Annotated in this window: 14 protein-coding genes; 11 read left to right on the top strand and 3 right to left on the bottom strand. The window is 64.6% G+C overall.

Annotated elements, in window-relative coordinates; genetic code table 11:
- The first annotated feature begins 129 nt into the window (after positions 1–129).
- From ACFUCV_RS02640 to ACFUCV_RS02615, 6 genes are all read left to right on the top strand, one after another.
- Complete coding sequence (locus ACFUCV_RS02640; protein ID WP_380811913.1) at positions 130–726, top strand: ATP-dependent Clp protease proteolytic subunit; 597 nt, start codon at positions 130–132, stop codon at positions 724–726.
- Between the two features lie 33 nt (positions 727–759).
- Positions 760–1,434: an ATP-dependent Clp protease proteolytic subunit gene (locus ACFUCV_RS02635; RefSeq protein ID WP_380811730.1), complete on the top strand. Its 675-nt coding sequence runs from the start codon at positions 760–762 to the stop codon at positions 1,432–1,434.
- Between the two features lie 194 nt (positions 1,435–1,628).
- Positions 1,629–2,915 carry an ATP-dependent Clp protease ATP-binding subunit ClpX gene (gene clpX, locus ACFUCV_RS02630; protein WP_380811728.1) on the top strand — a complete coding sequence of 429 codons (1,287 nt, stop codon included), beginning with the start codon at positions 1,629–1,631 and terminating at the stop codon, positions 2,913–2,915.
- Positions 2,916–3,053: 138 nt separating this feature from the next.
- On the top strand, positions 3,054–3,680 hold the full coding sequence (locus ACFUCV_RS02625) for a DsbA family protein (RefSeq protein WP_380811726.1): 627 nt from the start codon (positions 3,054–3,056) through the stop codon (positions 3,678–3,680).
- A gap of 164 nt (positions 3,681–3,844) precedes the next feature.
- Complete coding sequence (locus tag ACFUCV_RS02620) at positions 3,845–4,990, top strand: glycosyltransferase family 4 protein (RefSeq protein ID WP_380811724.1); 1,146 nt, start codon at positions 3,845–3,847, stop codon at positions 4,988–4,990.
- An 80-nt stretch (positions 4,991–5,070) separates the two neighbouring features.
- Entirely contained in the window at positions 5,071–5,886 is an 816-nt protein-coding gene (locus ACFUCV_RS02615) for an SGNH/GDSL hydrolase family protein (protein WP_380811911.1), read from the top strand.
- 186 nt (positions 5,887–6,072) lie between these two features.
- On the opposite strand, the gene ACFUCV_RS02610 is transcribed toward ACFUCV_RS02615, so the two are convergent.
- From ACFUCV_RS02610 to valS, 3 genes are all read right to left on the bottom strand, one after another.
- Positions 6,073–6,966, bottom strand: a complete 894-nt coding sequence (locus tag ACFUCV_RS02610; protein ID WP_380811722.1) for an FHA domain-containing protein — start codon at positions 6,964–6,966, stop codon at positions 6,073–6,075.
- A 9-nt stretch (positions 6,967–6,975) separates the two neighbouring features.
- On the bottom strand, positions 6,976–7,230 hold the full coding sequence (locus ACFUCV_RS02605) for a hypothetical protein (protein ID WP_380811720.1): 255 nt from the start codon (positions 7,228–7,230) through the stop codon (positions 6,976–6,978).
- Positions 7,231–7,462: 232 nt separating this feature from the next.
- On the bottom strand, positions 7,463–10,090 hold the full coding sequence (valS, locus tag ACFUCV_RS02600) for a valine--tRNA ligase (protein ID WP_380811718.1): 2,628 nt from the start codon (positions 10,088–10,090) through the stop codon (positions 7,463–7,465).
- Between the two features lie 54 nt (positions 10,091–10,144).
- Between valS and ACFUCV_RS02595 the strand changes: the two genes are divergently transcribed.
- From ACFUCV_RS02595 to ACFUCV_RS02575, 5 genes are all read left to right on the top strand, one after another.
- Positions 10,145–10,636, top strand: coding sequence for a MepB family protein (locus tag ACFUCV_RS02595; RefSeq protein WP_380811716.1), 492 nt, complete (start codon positions 10,145–10,147; stop codon positions 10,634–10,636).
- Between the two features lie 30 nt (positions 10,637–10,666).
- Complete coding sequence (locus tag ACFUCV_RS02590) at positions 10,667–11,011, top strand: DUF488 domain-containing protein (protein WP_380811714.1); 345 nt, start codon at positions 10,667–10,669, stop codon at positions 11,009–11,011.
- 16 nt (positions 11,012–11,027) lie between these two features.
- On the top strand, positions 11,028–11,795 hold the full coding sequence (locus tag ACFUCV_RS02585; RefSeq protein WP_380811712.1) for an SDR family oxidoreductase: 768 nt from the start codon (positions 11,028–11,030) through the stop codon (positions 11,793–11,795).
- Between the two features lie 274 nt (positions 11,796–12,069).
- A complete protein-coding gene (gene ileS, locus ACFUCV_RS02580) occupies positions 12,070–15,360 on the top strand; it encodes an isoleucine--tRNA ligase (protein ID WP_380811710.1) in 3,291 nt (1,096 codons plus the stop codon).
- Complete coding sequence (locus ACFUCV_RS02575; protein WP_380811708.1) at positions 15,360–16,742, top strand: bifunctional folylpolyglutamate synthase/dihydrofolate synthase; 1,383 nt, start codon at positions 15,360–15,362, stop codon at positions 16,740–16,742. Before ileS ends, ACFUCV_RS02575 begins: the two co-directional genes overlap by 1 nt.
- The last annotated feature ends 3 nt before the right edge of the window (positions 16,743–16,745 follow it).

Genomic DNA, 16,745 nt, shown 5'->3' with positions numbered 1-16,745 from the left:
AGGACGCCAAAACGCCGCTGAAAAAGGCTACTGTCCAAGTAGTGAACATTAGTGATGGCAGCCGGGCACGCCCGGCGGGCCGCACGAAGGAGAGGTAGATCCACCATGGCACAGCACAGCACCCCCACAATGGCCGGCACGGACCCCAGCGGCCAGGACCAGTACATTTACAACCGCCTGCTGAAGGAACGCATCATTTGGCTCGGGTCCGAAGTCCGCGACGACAACGCCAACCTCATCTGCTCGCAGCTGCTGCTGCTCTCGGCGGAGGATCCTGAAAAGGACATTTACCTTTACATCAACTCTCCCGGCGGTTCGGTGACGGCCGGCATGGCCATTTATGACACCATGCAGTTCATCCCCAACGACGTCGTCACCGTCGCCACCGGCCTGGCCGCCTCCATGGGACAGTTCCTGCTCTCCTCAGGCACCAAGGGCAAGCGCTATGCCACGCCCAACGCCCGCATCCTGATGCACCAGCCCTCCGGCGGCATTGGCGGAACGGCGTCGGACATCAAGATCCAGGCGGAACTGATCCTGCACATGAAGAAGGTCATGGCCGAACTGACGGCCGAGCAGACCGGCCAGGACGTGGAGAAGATCCTGAAGGACAACGACCGTGACAAGTGGTTCACGGCCGAGCAGGGCCTGGAATACGGCTTCTTCGACAAGATCGCCCGCAATGCAACATCCGTGTCCGGTGGCGGCGGAACCAACGCCAAGTAATTGGCCAAAGAACAGATTTCAGGAGCAACAATCATGACCTACAACTTTGGCGGCACTGCATTTGGCAACACCGCCGGCGAGATGCCCTCCAGCCGCTACGTGCTTCCCCAGTTCGAGGAGCGCACGCCCTACGGCTTCAAGCGCCAGGACCCCTACACCAAGCTCTTTGAGGACCGGATCATCTTCCTCGGAGTGCAGGTGGATGACGCCTCCGCAGATGACGTGATGGCGCAGCTGCTGGTGCTTGAGGCCGATGACACCGACCGTGACATCACCTTGTACATCAACTCACCCGGCGGCTCATTCACGGCCATGACGGCCATTTATGACACCATGCAGTTCATCCGCCCGGAAATCCAGACCGTGTGCCTGGGCCAGGCGGCCTCGGCGGCGGCAGTGCTGCTGGCCGCCGGTGCCCCCGGCAAGCGCCTGGCACTGCCCAACGCCCGCGTGCTCATCCACCAGCCGGCACTGTCCGGCGGCCAGGGTGGCCAGGCCTCCGACCTGGAAATCCAGGCCAATGAGGTCATGCGCATGCGTGAATGGCTGGAAAACACCTTGTCAGCCCACTCGGGGCGCACCCCCGAGCAGGTCAACAACGACATTGAGCGTGACAACATTCTCACTGCAGCCCAGGCCAAGGACTACGGCCTGATCGACGAGGTCCTGGCACCCCGGAAAATCAAGCCCTCAGCCATCACCCGCTAAGGCGCCATCAAGGGCCAAATGCCGGGGCAGGGGATAAAAATCCCCCTGCCCCGGCGTTTGCATTCCACCCAATGTCGGAGCCTTGGCCTAGAGTGGAACATATCTTGCAGGACCTCCCGCAGCACCCGCTGGGGGAGTGGAACAGTGCAAAGGCAGCGCGCATGGTGCGGGCGCTTTTGTGAAAGGACACAGCCATGGCCAGGATGGGCGAAAGCACCGATCTGCTGAAGTGCTCCTTTTGCGGCAAAAGCCAGAAGCAGGTTCGGAAGCTGATTGCCGGACCCGGCGTCTACATTTGTGATGAATGCATTGAACTGTGCAATGAAATCATTGATGAGGAACTCGCCGAAGTCACGGACCTTGAGTCCTTTGAACTGCCCAAGCCCCGCGAGATCTTTGATTTCCTGCAGGAGTACGTGATTGGCCAGGAACCCGCCAAGCGGTCCCTGGCCGTGGCCGTCTACAACCACTACAAACGCATCCAGTCCGGTCACGCCGTGAAGAGCACCACCATTTCCGCCGGTGAGCATGACGATGTGGAAATAGCCAAGTCCAACATCCTGCTGGTGGGACCCACCGGCTGCGGCAAGACCTACCTGGCGCAGACCCTGGCCCGACGCCTGAACGTTCCCTTCGCCGTTGCCGACGCCACCGCCCTGACGGAGGCCGGTTATGTGGGTGAGGATGTGGAGAACATCCTCCTGAAACTGATCCAGGCAGCGGACTTTGATGTCAAAAAAGCCGAACAGGGCATCATTTACATTGATGAAATTGACAAGATCTCACGTAAATCCGAGAACCCCTCCATCACCCGTGACGTCTCCGGGGAAGGTGTGCAGCAGGCCCTGCTGAAGATTCTGGAAGGAACGGTGGCCTCGGTGCCGCCGCAGGGCGGGCGCAAGCATCCCCACCAGGAGTTCATCCAAATTGACACCACCAATGTCCTGTTCATTGTGGCGGGCGCCTTTGCCGGCCTGGAGGAAATCATTGGTTCACGGGCGGGCAAGAAGGGCATTGGCTTTGGTGCCCCGCTCAGCGCCCTGAAGCAGTCCGAGGCCAGCTACGCCGACGTCATGCCCGAGGACCTGTTGAAGTTTGGCCTGATCCCGGAATTCATTGGCAGGCTCCCCGTCATCACCACCGTGTCCCAACTGGATCGCACCTCGCTGATTCAAATTCTGACCAAGCCCCGCAACGCCCTGGTCAAGCAGTACCAAAAAATGTTCCTGCTTGACGGGGTGGAACTTGATTTTGCCGATGATGCCCTCACCGCCATTGCCGACCTCGCCTTGGCCAGGGGGACCGGGGCACGGGGACTGCGCGCCATCCTGGAGGAGGTGCTGCAGCCGGTCATGTTTGACCTGCCCAGCCGGGAGGACATTGCCACGGTGGTCATCAGCGCCGACGTGGTGGCCCGCAAGGCTGAACCCACCCTCATTCCCCATGAGGTGGCGGCCAAGCGCCGCAACAAATCAGCCTAGTTCCAGCCGCTGCCGGCCGTCTCCGCCGCTGGCGGTGGAAAGCAGCCGCCCCAGGAATAGCGGCCGCTGCCGGCCCGTTGTGCCAGTAACGGCCCCCGCGCCCAGCTGTTGCCCGCCCCCTACCCCAGGAGATCTTTCATGACTGAAAATGCTGTTGCCGCCACTGAATCCGCCGATTTCTGGTTCGACCCCACCTGCCCCTTCGCCTGGGTGACCTCACGGTGGATCAGCGAAGTGGAGCAGGTCCGCCCCATCAAGGTCCACTGGCATGTGATGAGCCTGGCTGTGCTGAACGAGAACAACCAGGACCTGCCGGCGGACTACCAGGCCGCCATGGCCAGGGCTTGGGGCCCGGTCCGGGTCATCATCGCCGCCGCACAGGAGCACGGCGCCTCATACATCAAGGCGCTCTACGACGCCATGGGAACCCGCATCCACCACGACTCCAACAAGGACATGGACGACGTCATTGCCCAGTCCCTGGCGGAGGTGGGCCTGCCGGCGGAACTGGCTGCGGCCGCAGGCACCGACAAATACGACACCGCACTGCGCGCCAGCCACTCCGAAGGCATTGAGCAGGTGGGTCAGGACGTTGGCACCCCCATTGTCGCTTTCAACGGCACAGCATTCTTTGGCCCGGTCATCACCCGCATCCCCCGCGGGGAAGACGCCGGCAGGCTGTGGGACGCCACCGTGACGTTGGCCAGCTTCCCCTCCTTCTTTGAACTCAAGCGCAGCCGCACCGAAGATCCCGAGTTCCACTAGAAAGCTGCCAAGGCCCCTTCTTCGCTGCACAGCGTCTTCGCGCTGCAGCGGGGAGGGGGGCATTTTTGGCCCCCGAGGGGCCTTTTGTTTGAGTTCACCTGCTTTTCACCGGGCGGTTGCCGCAGGCAGCATTGATTGTCACCTTAGGTTGTCAGAGTCGAAGCGTGAAGGTTGCCATAGTTGCTGAATCGTTCCTGCCGGAGATGAATGGGGTCACCCATTCACTACTAAAAGTCCTGCAGCACCTGCAGATGCGTGGAGACCAGGTGCTGGTGATTGCCCCCTCGACATTGGAAAATGCCCCGGGCGTTGTCTTGGGAGCCAAGATCCACAGGCTGCCGGCGGTGGCCCTCACCGGGTACCGCAATGTTCGGGTTGCCGTGGGCGGGGTGGGGCCGGTGAAGGCACTGCTGGCCGAGTTCCGGCCCGATGTGGTCCACCTGGCTTCACCGTTTGTGCTGGGCTGGCGCGCCGTCAGGGCCGCCAATGAGCTGGGAATTCCCAGCGTGGCCGTCTACCAGACCGATGTGCCGGCCTACGCCGGCCGGTACGGACTGCAGTTTTTGGAAAATTGGGCGTGGCAGCGTGTGGAGCGGATCCACGAAGCCGCCACAACGACCCTTGCCCCGTCCACGGACTCCGTCAACAAACTGCGCGGCCACGGCATCCCCCGCGTGGAGTTGTGGCGCCGGGGCGTGGACGCCGAACGTTTTCATCCAAGCAAGCGCAGCGAGGCTTTTCGCCGCCGCCATGCTCCGCAGGGCCAAAAAATCATTGGCTACGTGGGCCGCCTGGCACTGGAAAAGCAGGTCCAGGACCTTGCCGTGCTTGCCGGCATCCCCAATACCAAGCTGGTGATTGTAGGTGACGGTCCACAGCGGGCAAGCCTGCAGACGCGGTTGCCCAGTGCCCGCTTCACAGGATTTCTAAAGGGGGAAGAACTGGCGCATGCCATGGCGTCCTTTGATCTCTTTGTGCACCCCGGCGAGCTGGAAACCTTCTGCCAGACCATTCAGGAGGCCATGGCCTCGGGCGTCCCCGTGGTGGCCACGGGCCGTGGCGGGCCGGTGGATTTGGTGGATTCCTCACGCACCGGCTGGCTCTATGCCCCCGGGGACTTGACCCAACTGCGTGACTACGCGGCGGACCTTCTGGGGGATGAGACCAAACGCCGCGCCTTCGGCGAGGCCGCCTGCCGGCAGGTCCAAGGCAGCAGTTGGTTCAGTGTGTGTTCACAACTGGTGGAACTGTACGCCCAGGCCATCGCCAAACAACCACAGCTGCTGTCTCAATCCCACTGGCGCGCATGAGGGATGGCGAAAGGCCTGCCCGGGCATCCGGGGATGCTTAGGTGAGTGGGTCCGCTGCTGCGAAGGCAGCTGGTGCGGGCATGCCCGGCCGTTATGTGGCCTTGGGGGATTCGTTCACTGAAGGGGTGGGGGACGCCCACGGTTATCTGCCCAATGGTGTCCGGGGTTGGGCGGACCGTGTGGCGGAAGGGCTTGCCAGGGCCGAGCCCGGCTGGCAGTACGCCAACCTCGCCGTTCGCAGCAAGCGGCTGCGGCATGTCATTGCCGAACAACTGGACCCCGCACTCGCCATGGACCCCACGTTGATCACCCTTTACGCCGGCGGCAACGACGTCATGGACCTGGGCACCACCGTGCAGGAAATTTTGACGCAGTACCAGTACCTGGTCCAACGCCTGGCCCACAGCGGCGCCACCTTGGTGCTGTTCACCGGCTACGACGTGGAGGTGACGCCGCTGCTGGGTGCCTTGCGCCGCAAGAACCACGCCTACAACCGCGGGGTGCGGTTGATGGCAGAAAAATACGGCGCCCTGCTGGTGGATTATGCAACGTTTGGGGAGTACGCAAACAAACGCATGTGGGCTCCGGACAGGCTGCACATGTCCAAGACCGGGCACAAGCATCTGGCCGCGAAGGTTTTGGAGCTGCTGGAGGTGGACCACCACATTGCGGTCAAACACATGCAGCAGCCGCCACGGCCGGGGATCCGGGCGTGGGCGCTGGAACATTATGTGTGGCTCAATGACTGGGTGCTGCCATTGTTGGGACGCAAACTCCGCGGGACCACCCTGGGTGACAGCCTTGGTCCCCGGTGGCCCCAGCCGGTGCGGGTGCCACCGCGCAAGGGTCTGCGGAAGCTGGCCCGGATTTCGGCGGCGTCCACCACCGGAGGCTGAACGCCGCCTGGAAGTGGCGGGGTCCGCCGGCGCGTGGCCCGGGGCGTGGAAAGCTCCCCGGCTCCACCAGCGAGCGGCGCGAACGCCCCCGCTTCGCTGCACAGCGGTTTCGCGCCGCAGCCCCAAAAGGGGCCCTGCCTGCATGCGGCGGGCCGGGGAGGTCCCGGCCCGCCGCGCACTGCGGGTTTATTTGGGCCGGCGCGGATCGCCGAGCCCGGTGATGGCGTCGTACTCGATTTGCCCGGTCCTGGGATCAAATTGCGGCCGCTGCAGCTTGGAGAACTCCCCGGCGGTCCTGCCACCAAAGGGTCGGCCGTGGTCGGCGTACTCTTCGCGGAAGAAGACCATCCGCCAAGGGCCGAGCACCAGCCTGGCCCCGGTGCGCAAAATTTGTTCCCGCCCAGCCTTGGGGTATCCGTCCTCGGCAATAAAGACGTACTCATCGGCGTCGTCATGGACGATCCTGCCGGCGCAGGCCGAGAGTTCAGGCAACATCAACTCCGCTTCCGGGCCGCTGCCTATGACGGTGGTGTCGGCGGTGAGGTTGTATTCCTGGGGCGGACGCCCGTCCCAGCTTTCGCTGTCACGGACAAAGTACAAGCGCGGCCGGCCCCCGCCGCGGGCGTAGTGGGTGGTGGTGGGTTTCATCCGGTACTGCCGTTGGAAGGTCGGGGAGAGGGGCAGTGGCGTGGACGGCGGCAGCAGGCTTTGCCCGGATCCGGCAACCCCGCTGGCCTGTGCCTTCAGCATGGCCGCCCAGGTCTGTGACTTTCCCACCTTGATGTGGGGGGAGTTTGTCAGCATGCGCGCCAGTGCGGAGACCTGCACAGCACCCAGGCTCACTATGGTTCCCTCCGGGATGGAGACGGACACAATGATTCCATGCTGTGCCATGGTCTGCGCGAGCTTCCTCAGGGCCGGCAGCTGCCTTCGGGAACCCAGGGCAAACAGGGCTGCGCTGTCGGCATGAACATGGATTTCCTGTCCCGCGGCGGTGACGCGGCCATGAACCACCGTGGGCTCCGCGCCGTCTTTGGCGGGCAGCTCGGTGGAAAACTGCAAATCAATGTCGAAGCGCATCAGCCCCACCTACGGCTTGGGGTCGACTGCGTGGACGCTTTCATTGTCACTGGTGGTCACTTGCAAGGTGCCGTTGAACTTCCAGGTTGCCCGTGGGGCGTCGGGGCCAATGTCCCGCGGCACTTCCACCAACATGTCAATGAAGCTGTAATTGACCACTGCCCCGCGTCCGGTGAGGTAGGACCAAAGCTGCTGACCCAGATCGGACCAGTCGCTGACGTCCGCGGAACGGACATCCTCCGCAAAATCCTCATTTGTTGTCATGACAGGCCTTCCATAGTAGTTGCTGCTGCAAAGCCTCATGAACAGGGTCATGCGCTTGATGCAACTGTAGTGACACACCTGCCGGAATGATAGGGCCCATTTTCAGTGGTCCGCCCTGCATTGGCGGGGCGTGGGCAGCATAAAGGCCTGCTCCGACGGCCTGGAAAACACGCGAACCCCGCCGGCGTGACACGTCGGCGGGGTTCACAGCTGGGGCGTCCAGCCCCCAGGGTCAGGCCTGGGCCTGTGTGGGCTCCTCCACGGGTGCCAGCTCGACGCCGGAGACGCCCAGTTCCCCGTCGCCGGTGGCCACGGTGAGTTCCACAGCGTTCGCGGCGGCCTTCAAATCGCCCAGCCCCGCGCGCAACTGTGCGGCCTGCACCTCCGGAGCGCTCACGGTGGCCGTCAACACCTGGGTGCGCTGCTTGACCTTGGCTTCGGATTTGGCCTTGCGGATGCCGCCCAGGGCCTCGCCCACGGTCGCCAGCATGGTGGGGTCCCCGTCGCTGACGGCCAGGGCCGTGGGCCACTGTGACTGGTGGACCGAACCGGTGCGCCACCAGCCCCACACCTCTTCGGTGGCAAAGGGCAAAAAGGGAGCGAACAAGCGCAGCAGCGAATCCAAGGTGGTGGCAAGGGCCGCCAGCACGGAGGCCTGGCCCTCTTCGCCGCCGGCACCGTAGGCACGGTCCTTGATCAGCTCCACATAATCATCGGTGAAGTGCCAGAAGAAGCTCTCCGTCAGTTGCAGGGCGCGGGCGTAGTCGTACTTCTCAAACGCGGCCGTGGCGCTGGCCACCACTTGGGCCAGCTGGGACAACAGGCCGCGGTCCAGCGGGTTCGCCAGCACGGGGGAGTCGCTGGTAAGCACATCCGCTTCCGTGGCGCCCAGGTTCAGCACGAACTTGGAGGCATTGAGCAGTTTAATGGCCAGGCGGCGGCCAATCTTCATCTGCGCAATCTCATAGGCCGTGTCCGCGCCCAGCTTGGCCGAGGCGGCCCAGTAGCGGACGGCGTCGGCGCCAAAGTCGTTGAGCACATCGGTGGGGACCACCACGTTGCCCTTGGACTTGGACATCTTCTTGCGGTCCGGATCCAGGATCCAGCCGGAAATCGCCGCGTGCTTCCACGGGGCGCTGCCCTGCAGGGCGTCGGCGCGCACGGCGGAGGAGAACAGCCAGGTGCGGATGATGTCGTGGCCCTGGGGCCGTAGGTCAAAGGGGTAGACCTTGCCGAACAGTTCCTCGTCATGGGCCCAGCCACCCACAATCTGCGGGGTCAGCGAGGACGTGGCCCAGGTGTCCAGCACATCGGCGTCGCCAATGAAGCCACCGGCGACGTTCCGCTGGTCCTGGGTGTATCCGGGGGCGGCGTCGGCTGCCGGGTCAACGGGCAGCATGGCGGCCGTGGGCAGGATGGGGTGGTCATAGTCCGGGTTGGCATCGGCATCCAGCGGGTACCACACGGGCACCGGCACGCCGAAGAAGCGCTGGCGGGAAACCAGCCAGTCGCCGTTGAGCCCGGAGATCCAGTTGTCGTAGCGCGAGCGCATGAACGCGGGGTGGAACTGGATTTCCTTGCCCCGGTTGATGAGGCGTTCGCGGCGTTCCTCGTCGCGGCCGCCGTTGCGGATGTACCACTGGCGGGAGGAGACGATTTCCAGGGGCTTGTCACCCTTTTCAAAGAAGTTCACGGGGTGCATGATCTTCTTCGGCTCCCCGTCCAGCAGGCCGGCCTCGCCGAGCATGGCCACCACTGCCTCCTTGGCGCTGAAGACCGTCTTGCCGGCAAGGGCTGCGTAGTTCGCGCGGCCCTCGTCGGTGGTGATCCATTCGGGGGTGTCGGCCAGGATGCGGCCGTCGCGGCCCACTATGGCGCGGGTGGGCAGCTGCAGTTCACGCCACCAGGTGACGTCGGTCAGGTCGCCGAAGGTGCAAACCATGGCAATGCCGGAGCCCTTGTCGGCCTTGGCCAGCGGATGCGCACGCACCTCCACCTCCACGCCGAACAGCGGGGAGGTGACCTTTTGGCCAAACAACGGCCGGTAGCGTTCGTCGTCGGGGTTGGCCACCAGCGCCGAGCAGGCGGCGAGCAGTTCCGGACGGGTGGTTTCAATGTAGATTTTGCTGCCGTCTTCGGCGAAGAACGGGTAGCGGTAGTAGGCGCCGGGCATTTCCCTGTCTTCCAGCTCGGCCTGCGCCACGGCGGTGCGGAAGGTGACATCCCACAGGGTGGGGGCTTCGGACATGTAGGCGTCGCCGGCGGCCAGGTTCTCCAGAAAGCCCCGCTGTGACACGGCACGGGAGTGGTCGTCAATGGTCCGGTACGTCAGCTCCCAGTCCACGGACAAGCCCAGGGTCTGGAAAAGGTGCTCAAAGACCTTCTCGTCCTCAACCGCCAGCTCCTCGCACAGTTCAATGAAGTTTTTGCGGGAGATGACATCAAAGTCGCGCTGGTTCTTGGCCGGGGACGCCGGCGGGCGGTAGTCGGCGTCGTAGGCAATCTTGGGGTCGCAGCGCACGCCGTAGTAGTTCTGCACGCGGCGTTCGGTGGGCAGGCCGTTGTCATCCCAGCCCATGGGATAAAAGACGTTCTTGCCGTTCATGCGCTGAAAGCGCGCCAACACATCCGTCTGCGTGTATGAGAACATGTGGCCCACATGCAGGGACCCTGATGCCGTGGGCGGGGGCGTGTCAATGGAGTACACCTGCTCGCGCGTGGTGTCCCGGTTGAACTTGTAGGTGCCCTCCGCCAGCCAACGCCGGGTCAGGGACTCTTCCAGGCCCTCCAGGGCGGGTTTGTCGGGAACGTTGCTTGTGGTGGGTGCGGGCGTGTCTGTGCCCGGAATGTTTTCAGCCATGGGGCAAGTCTTTCATGACTTGCACGCAAGCCAGGATTCAGGGTGAATGGGTAAGTGAAAATTCCCGAGGAGGCACTTGAGCTGTGGCAGCGCGCCGGCCTGGTGGCCGCCGACGCCGCCGTTGAGCCCGGGGGTGCCGGTTACGCTGCCCACACCCTGACCCTGGCCGGCCACCGAACCGTGTTCCGCGCCGCCAAAACCACGCCAACGAAGGCCGGACAGTTTGCCACCCTGTGGCAGCGGTCGGTCAAGGGGCCCATCCGCCCCTTCGACCTGGCCGACGGCGTGGCACTGTTTGCCATCCTTGCCGGCACGGGCACGGGGCGGGGAATGTTCCTGTTCCCGCCCGCGGAGCTGGCCGGGCGCAAGGTGCTGTCGGTGGACGGGCAGGGCGGGAAGCGGGCCCTGCGGCTCTACCCGCCGCAGGTGCCCACCAGCAGCGCCCAGGCCCGGCGAAGCCAACAGTGGCAGTGCCGGCACTTCCTGCCCTTGGACGCGCCCACCGGGCAGCTGCGGGAGGTTTTTGCCGCCCACTTCCCGCCCTGACACACCCCGGCCCCCAGCTAGGCTGGTCCCATGGGCACACTGCGGATCCTGCGGGTCTATGACGAGCCGGCTGCCGGGGAATACCGGGTTCTGGTGGACAGGCTGTGGCCGCGCGGCATTGGCAAGGACAAGGTGGACCTGTGGCTTAAGGAGATCGCCCCCAGCACGGAGGTCCGGAAAGCCTTTGGCCACCGGCCGGAGAACTTTGCCGCCTTTGTCCAGCGCTACACGGCCGAGCTGGAACACAACCCGGCCGTGGCACAGCTGCGCCACCTTGCTGCCACCCAAGCGCGGCTTGTGCTGCTCTACGGGGCCAGGGACCCCCGGGAAAACCAGGCTGCGGTGCTGCTGGACTTTCTGGACGGCAGCCACTAGCAGCTACATTTGTTGCATGCCTGAAAATTCCTCAAAAAACGCAGTGGTCACCGGCGCCAGTTCCGGAATCGGCCAGGCCACGGTCCGCCGGCTCCGCGCCGAGGGCTGGAACGTCATCGCCTTTGCCCGGCGCGCGGACCGTCTGGACCACTTGGCGTCCGAGACCGGCGCCGCCGCCTTTGCCGGCGACGTCACCAAGGATGACGACGTGGCGGCGCTGGTGGGGTTTGCCGCCCACACCTTTGCCGGCAGCGGCGGCATTGACACGCTCATTAACATTGCCGGCGGCGCGCGGGGCACCGATCATGTGGCCACGGCCAGGGATGAGGACTGGGACTGGATGTTCCAGGTCAATGTCATGGGCACCCTGAAATTGATCCGGGCCTTCCTGCCGGCGCTGCGCAGTCATGGCCGCGGCACCATTTTGAACCTGACCTCCACCGCGGCCACCACCGCCTACGAGGGCGGTTCCGGCTACAACGCCGCCAAGTTCGGCCAGCACGCCCTCACCTCCGCCCTGCGCCTGGAGGAGGCCGAACACAACATCCGCGTCATCGAGGTGGCGCCGGGCCTGGTGCAGACGGAGGAATTTGCCCTCAACCGCCTGGGCGGGGACCGGGAGGCCGCGCAAAGGATCTACCAGGGCGTGGCCGAGCCGCTCATGGCCGAGGACGTGGCGGACGTGGTGGGCTACGCGGTGGGGCTTGCCCACCACATCAACCTGGACCACATCACCGTCCGCCCCGTGGCGCAGGCGGCCGCCCACAAGCTCATCCGGCGCTGACCACACCGTCGCCCGCACCCCGGCCGGCGCCCGCGCGCACGGTCCGGCAATATCCCGTAGGATAAGTGACAAAGCTATGACCCGGCCATCACCGGTGAGCTTCCGGAAGAACGCCGGGCGAAGGTCCGCGCCAGTAGAACCGGACGGGTAAGCCCGTCACAGCAGTCAACAAGCGGCCGCGCGCAGGGTAAAAGCTGGGCACGGCAAGCGAGGTGGTACCGCGGCGCAAGCCGTCCTTGCATCCTGCACCGTTCGCCACCACCAGGATGATGTGATGACCCACTTCCCGAAGGCCTCAGCCGCCGCCGGCCTCCACGCCGAATCCAAGCACGTCCCCTCCTCCGTGAATTTCCCGAAGCTTGAGGAACTGGTCCTGAAATACTGGGACCAAGACGGCACCTTCCAGGCCAGCATTGACGCCCGCGAGCCCGGCGAGGACGGCTCCAACGAATTTGTCTTCTACGACGGCCCGCCCTTCGCCAACGGCCTGCCGCACTACGGCCACCTGCTCACCGGCTACGCCAAGGACCTGGTGGCGCGGTACCAGACCCAGCGCGGACGCCGGGTGGAGCGCCGCTTTGGCTGGGACACCCACGGGCTGCCGGCGGAGCTGGAGGCCATGAAGCAGCTGGGCATGACGGACAAGGCCCAGATTGAGGCCATGGGCATTGACAAGTTCAATGACGCCTGCCGCTCCTCCGTGATGAAGTACGCCGGGGAATGGCAGGAATACGTCACCCGCCAGGCCCGCTGGGTCGACTTTGAGAACGACTACAAAACCCTCAACGTCGACTACATGGAGTCGGTGCTCTGGGCGTTCAAACAGCTGCACAGCAAGGGCCTGACCTACAACGGCTACCGCGTGCTGCCGTACTGCTGGAAGGACGAGACACCCCTGTCCAACCATGAGCTGCGCATGGACGAGGACGTGTACAAGGACCGCCAGGACGCAACTGTCACAGTCACCTTCCCCATCGTGGCCGGCGAATCCGCGCTCTCGCAGGAGCTGGCCGGGGTGGCCGCCATTGCCTGGACCACCACGCCGTGGACCCTGCCCACCAACCAGGCCCTGGCCGTGGGGCCTGCGGTGAGCTACGCCGTCGTCCCCGTGGGCCCGAACGGGGTTTCGCTGGGGGCTGCGGGGGAGAAGTTCCTGCTGGCCGCGGACCTGGTGGGCGCCTACGCCAAGGACCTGGGGTACGACGACGGCGCTGCCGCGGCCGCCGCCGTCACCGCCACGTATTTGGGCTCCGAACTGGAGGGGCTGAAGTACGAGCCCCTGTGGGACTACTTTGCCGACGATGAAAAGTACGGCACGGGCAAATCCTGGCAGTTCCTGGTGGCCGACTATGTCACCACCACCGACGGCACCGGCATTGTCCACCAGGCGCCGGCCTACGGTGAAGAGGACCAGAAGGTGTGCGAGCAGTATGGCATCCCCGTGGTTTTGTCAGTGGACGAGGGCGCCAAATTCCTGCCGGTCTTTGCCGAGGGCCCGCTGGCCGGCATTGCCGGGGTGCAGGTCTTTGACGCCAACAAGACCATCACCCGGGTGGTCAAGGATGCCGGCCGGCTGGTGCGCCAGGCCAGCTATGTGCACAGCTACCCGCACTGCTGGCGCTGCCGCACACCCCTGATCTACCGCGCCATCTCCTCCTGGTATGTGGAGGTCACCGCGTTCAAGGACCGCATGGTGGAACTGAACCAGGACATCAACTGGATCCCCGGCAACGTCAAGGACGGCCAGTTCGGCAAGTGGCTGGCCAACGCCCGCGACTGGTCCATTTCCCGCAACAGGTACTGGGGTTCCCCCATCCCGGTGTGGCAGTCGGATGACCCCGAATACCCGCGCACCGACGTGTATGGGTCGTTGGCCGAGATGCAGGCCGACTTTGGCCGGCTGCCGGTGAACAAGGCCGGTGCGGTGGATTTGCACCGGCCCTTCATTGACGAGCTCACCCGCCCCAACCCGGACGACCCGCGCACCCCGGAGCAGGGCCAATCCACCATGCGCCGGGTGGAGGACGTGCTGGATGTCTGGTTTGACTCCGGCTCCATGCCGTACGGCCAGGTCCACTACCCCTTTGAAAACGAGGACTGGTTCAACACCCACAACCCGGCGGATTTCATTGTGGAATACATTGGGCAGACCCGCGGCTGGTTCTACATGCTGCACATCCTTTCCACAGCCCTTTTTGACCGCCCGGCGTTCCGCAATGTCATCAGCCACGGCATTGTGCTGGGCTCCGACGGGCAGAAGATGTCCAAATCGCTGCGCAACTACCCTGACGTCTCCGAGGTTTTGGACCGTGACGGTTCCGACGCCATGCGCTGGTTCCTGATGTCCAGCCCCATCCTGCGCGGCGGGAACCTGGTGGTCACCGAACAGGGCATCCGCGACGGCGTCCGTCAGGTCATCCTGCCGCTGTGGAATGTGTACAGCTTCTTCACCCTCTACGCCAACACCGCCAACGGCGGGACCGGCTACGACGCCGAACTGCGCTACGACGGCTACACAGACCCCATGGATGCCTACCTGTTGGCGAACACCGGGGATCTGGTGCGTGGGATGCAGGCCAAACTCGACGGCTACGACGTCTCCGGTGCCTGCGATTCCCTGCGCAGCTACCTGGACATGCTCACCAACTGGTACGTGCGCCGCAGCCGCACCCGCTTCTTTGATGAGAACGCCGACGCCTTTGACGCCCTGTACACGGCATTGGAAACCGTGTGCCGGGTGGCGGCGCCGCTGCTGCCGCTGGTCACTGAGGAAATTTGGCGCGGGCTCACCGGAGGCCGGTCGGTGCACCTTGGTGATTGGCCCAACCCCATTTTGTTCCCCGCCAATGCCGGACTCGTTGACCAGATGGACCGGATCCAGCAAATCTGCTCCACGGGATCGAGCCTGCGCAAGGCCGCGAAGCTGCGCGTGCGCCTGCCGCTGCAGGAACTGACGGTGGTGGCACCCAACGCCGCCGCCCTGCAGGAGGCGGCAGGCATCGTGGCCGATGAGCTGAACATCCGCTCCATCCGCTTCGTGGACGCCGCCGAGGCCTCTCCGGAGGAATTCGGGATTTCCCAGAAGCTTGTGGTCAACGCCCGTGCCGCCGGTCCGCGCCTGGGCAAGAACGTCCAGCTGGCCATCAAGGGCTCCAAGTCGGGGGACTGGTCGGTCAGCGACGGCACCGTCACGGCGGGCGGGCTGGAGCTGGAACCGTCCGAGTACACCCTGGAGACAGTGGTCGAAGATGCCCACGACGGCGCCCAGACGGCAGTGGCCATGCTGCCCGGTGGCGGCTTTGTGGTGCTCAACACCGAACTCACCGAGGAACTGGAGGCGGAGGGAACGGCCCGCGACATGGTCCGTGCCATCCAGCAGGCCCGCAAGGACACCGGCCTGCAGGTCAGCGACCGCGTGCGCACCATCATCAGCGCACCCCAGGACCTCATTGACGCCCTGCACGCCAATGCCGAGCTGGTGAAGGCTGAAACCCTGACCAGCACGCTCGAACTCATCCCCGGTGACGTTGACACCACCATCACAGTTGAACGGACGGTGGCGTAATGGACGCCCAGCATGATGAATTCGCCGTCGAAAGCGTCTATGCCGAGCTTTTGGGCCGTGCCCCGGAAAACAAGATGGAGCCGCGTCTGGCCCCCTTGTTCCGGGCCATGGATGTGTTGGGGGAGCCGAACAAGGCCTTCCCCATCATCCACATCACGGGAACCAACGGTAAAACGTCCACGGCGCGCATGATCGAGTGCGGGCTCCTGGCCCACGATCTGCGCACCGGACGCTACACCAGCCCACACCTGACCCGGGTGACCGAGCGCATCAGCATTGACGGCGCGCCGGTGAGCGATGAGACGTTTGTGCGAATTTGGGACGAGATCCGCCCCTACCTGGAAATGGTCGACGCCGAACTCACCGCCGCCGGCGACGTGCGCCTGACGTACTTCGAATGCCTGACCATCCTGGCGTTCGCCATCTTCGCCGACGAGCCCGTGGATGTGGCCGTCATGGAAGTGGGCCTGGGCGGCATCACCGACGCCACCAATGTGGGCGACGGCCAGGTTGCCGTCATCACCCCCATCTCCCTGGACCACACCGAGCTGCTGGGGGACACCACGGCGCTGATAGCGCAGGAAAAAGCCGGGATCATCAAAGAAGGCGCCTTTGTGGTCAGCGCCGCCCAGGATGCCGACGCCGCACAAGTGATTTTGGAGAAGGCCCGCCAGGCCAACGCCGGTTTCCGCTTTGAGGGTGTGGAGTTTGGGGTGGAGGCGCGCACTGTGGCTGTGGGAGGCCAAATGCTGGATCTGCAGGGTTTGGCGGGACGCTACCCCGGGATCCTGCTGCCGCTCCATGGTGAACACCAGGCCCAAAACGCCGCCGTGGCCCTGGCGGCGCTGGAAGCCTTCCTCGGCGGTGGCGAAAAGGAACTCAACCACGAACTCGTCCAGGAGGGCTTTGCCGCCGCCACCTCACCGGGGCGCCTGGAAGTGCTGCGCACCTCGCCCACCATTGTGGTGGATGCCGCCCACAACCCGGCGGGCATCGCTGCCAGTGCCGCGGCCCTGCAGGAGTCCTTTGCCCTGAGCAAGCTGGTGGTGGTCCTGGGTGTCCTGGTGGAGAAGGATGCGCAGGAGATCCTCAGCGCCATCAAGGAGGCCTACGGCGAAGAGGCCGCCGAGATCGCCCTGACCCAATCCAGCTCGCCGCGGGCCATTCCGGCCGCGGAATTGGCTGAGATGGCGGTGGACCTGGGCTGGGACGAGGAAGACGTCCACATTGCCGTGAAACTTGACGACGCCATTGAGTGGGCCGTGGAACGTGCGGAAGCCAACAACGACCTCGCCGGAGGGGTGCTCATCACCGGATCCATCACCCTGGTGGGCGAAGCCCGCATCCTGCTGGGCCGGCCCGGTGAAAAGGAAGGTGCCTAGAAC

This window comes from Specibacter sp. NPDC057265 (genome assembly GCF_042668835.1).
GTDB lineage: Bacteria > Actinomycetota > Actinomycetes > Actinomycetales > Micrococcaceae > Specibacter.
This window is presented reverse-complemented; position numbering and strand designations above follow the sequence as displayed.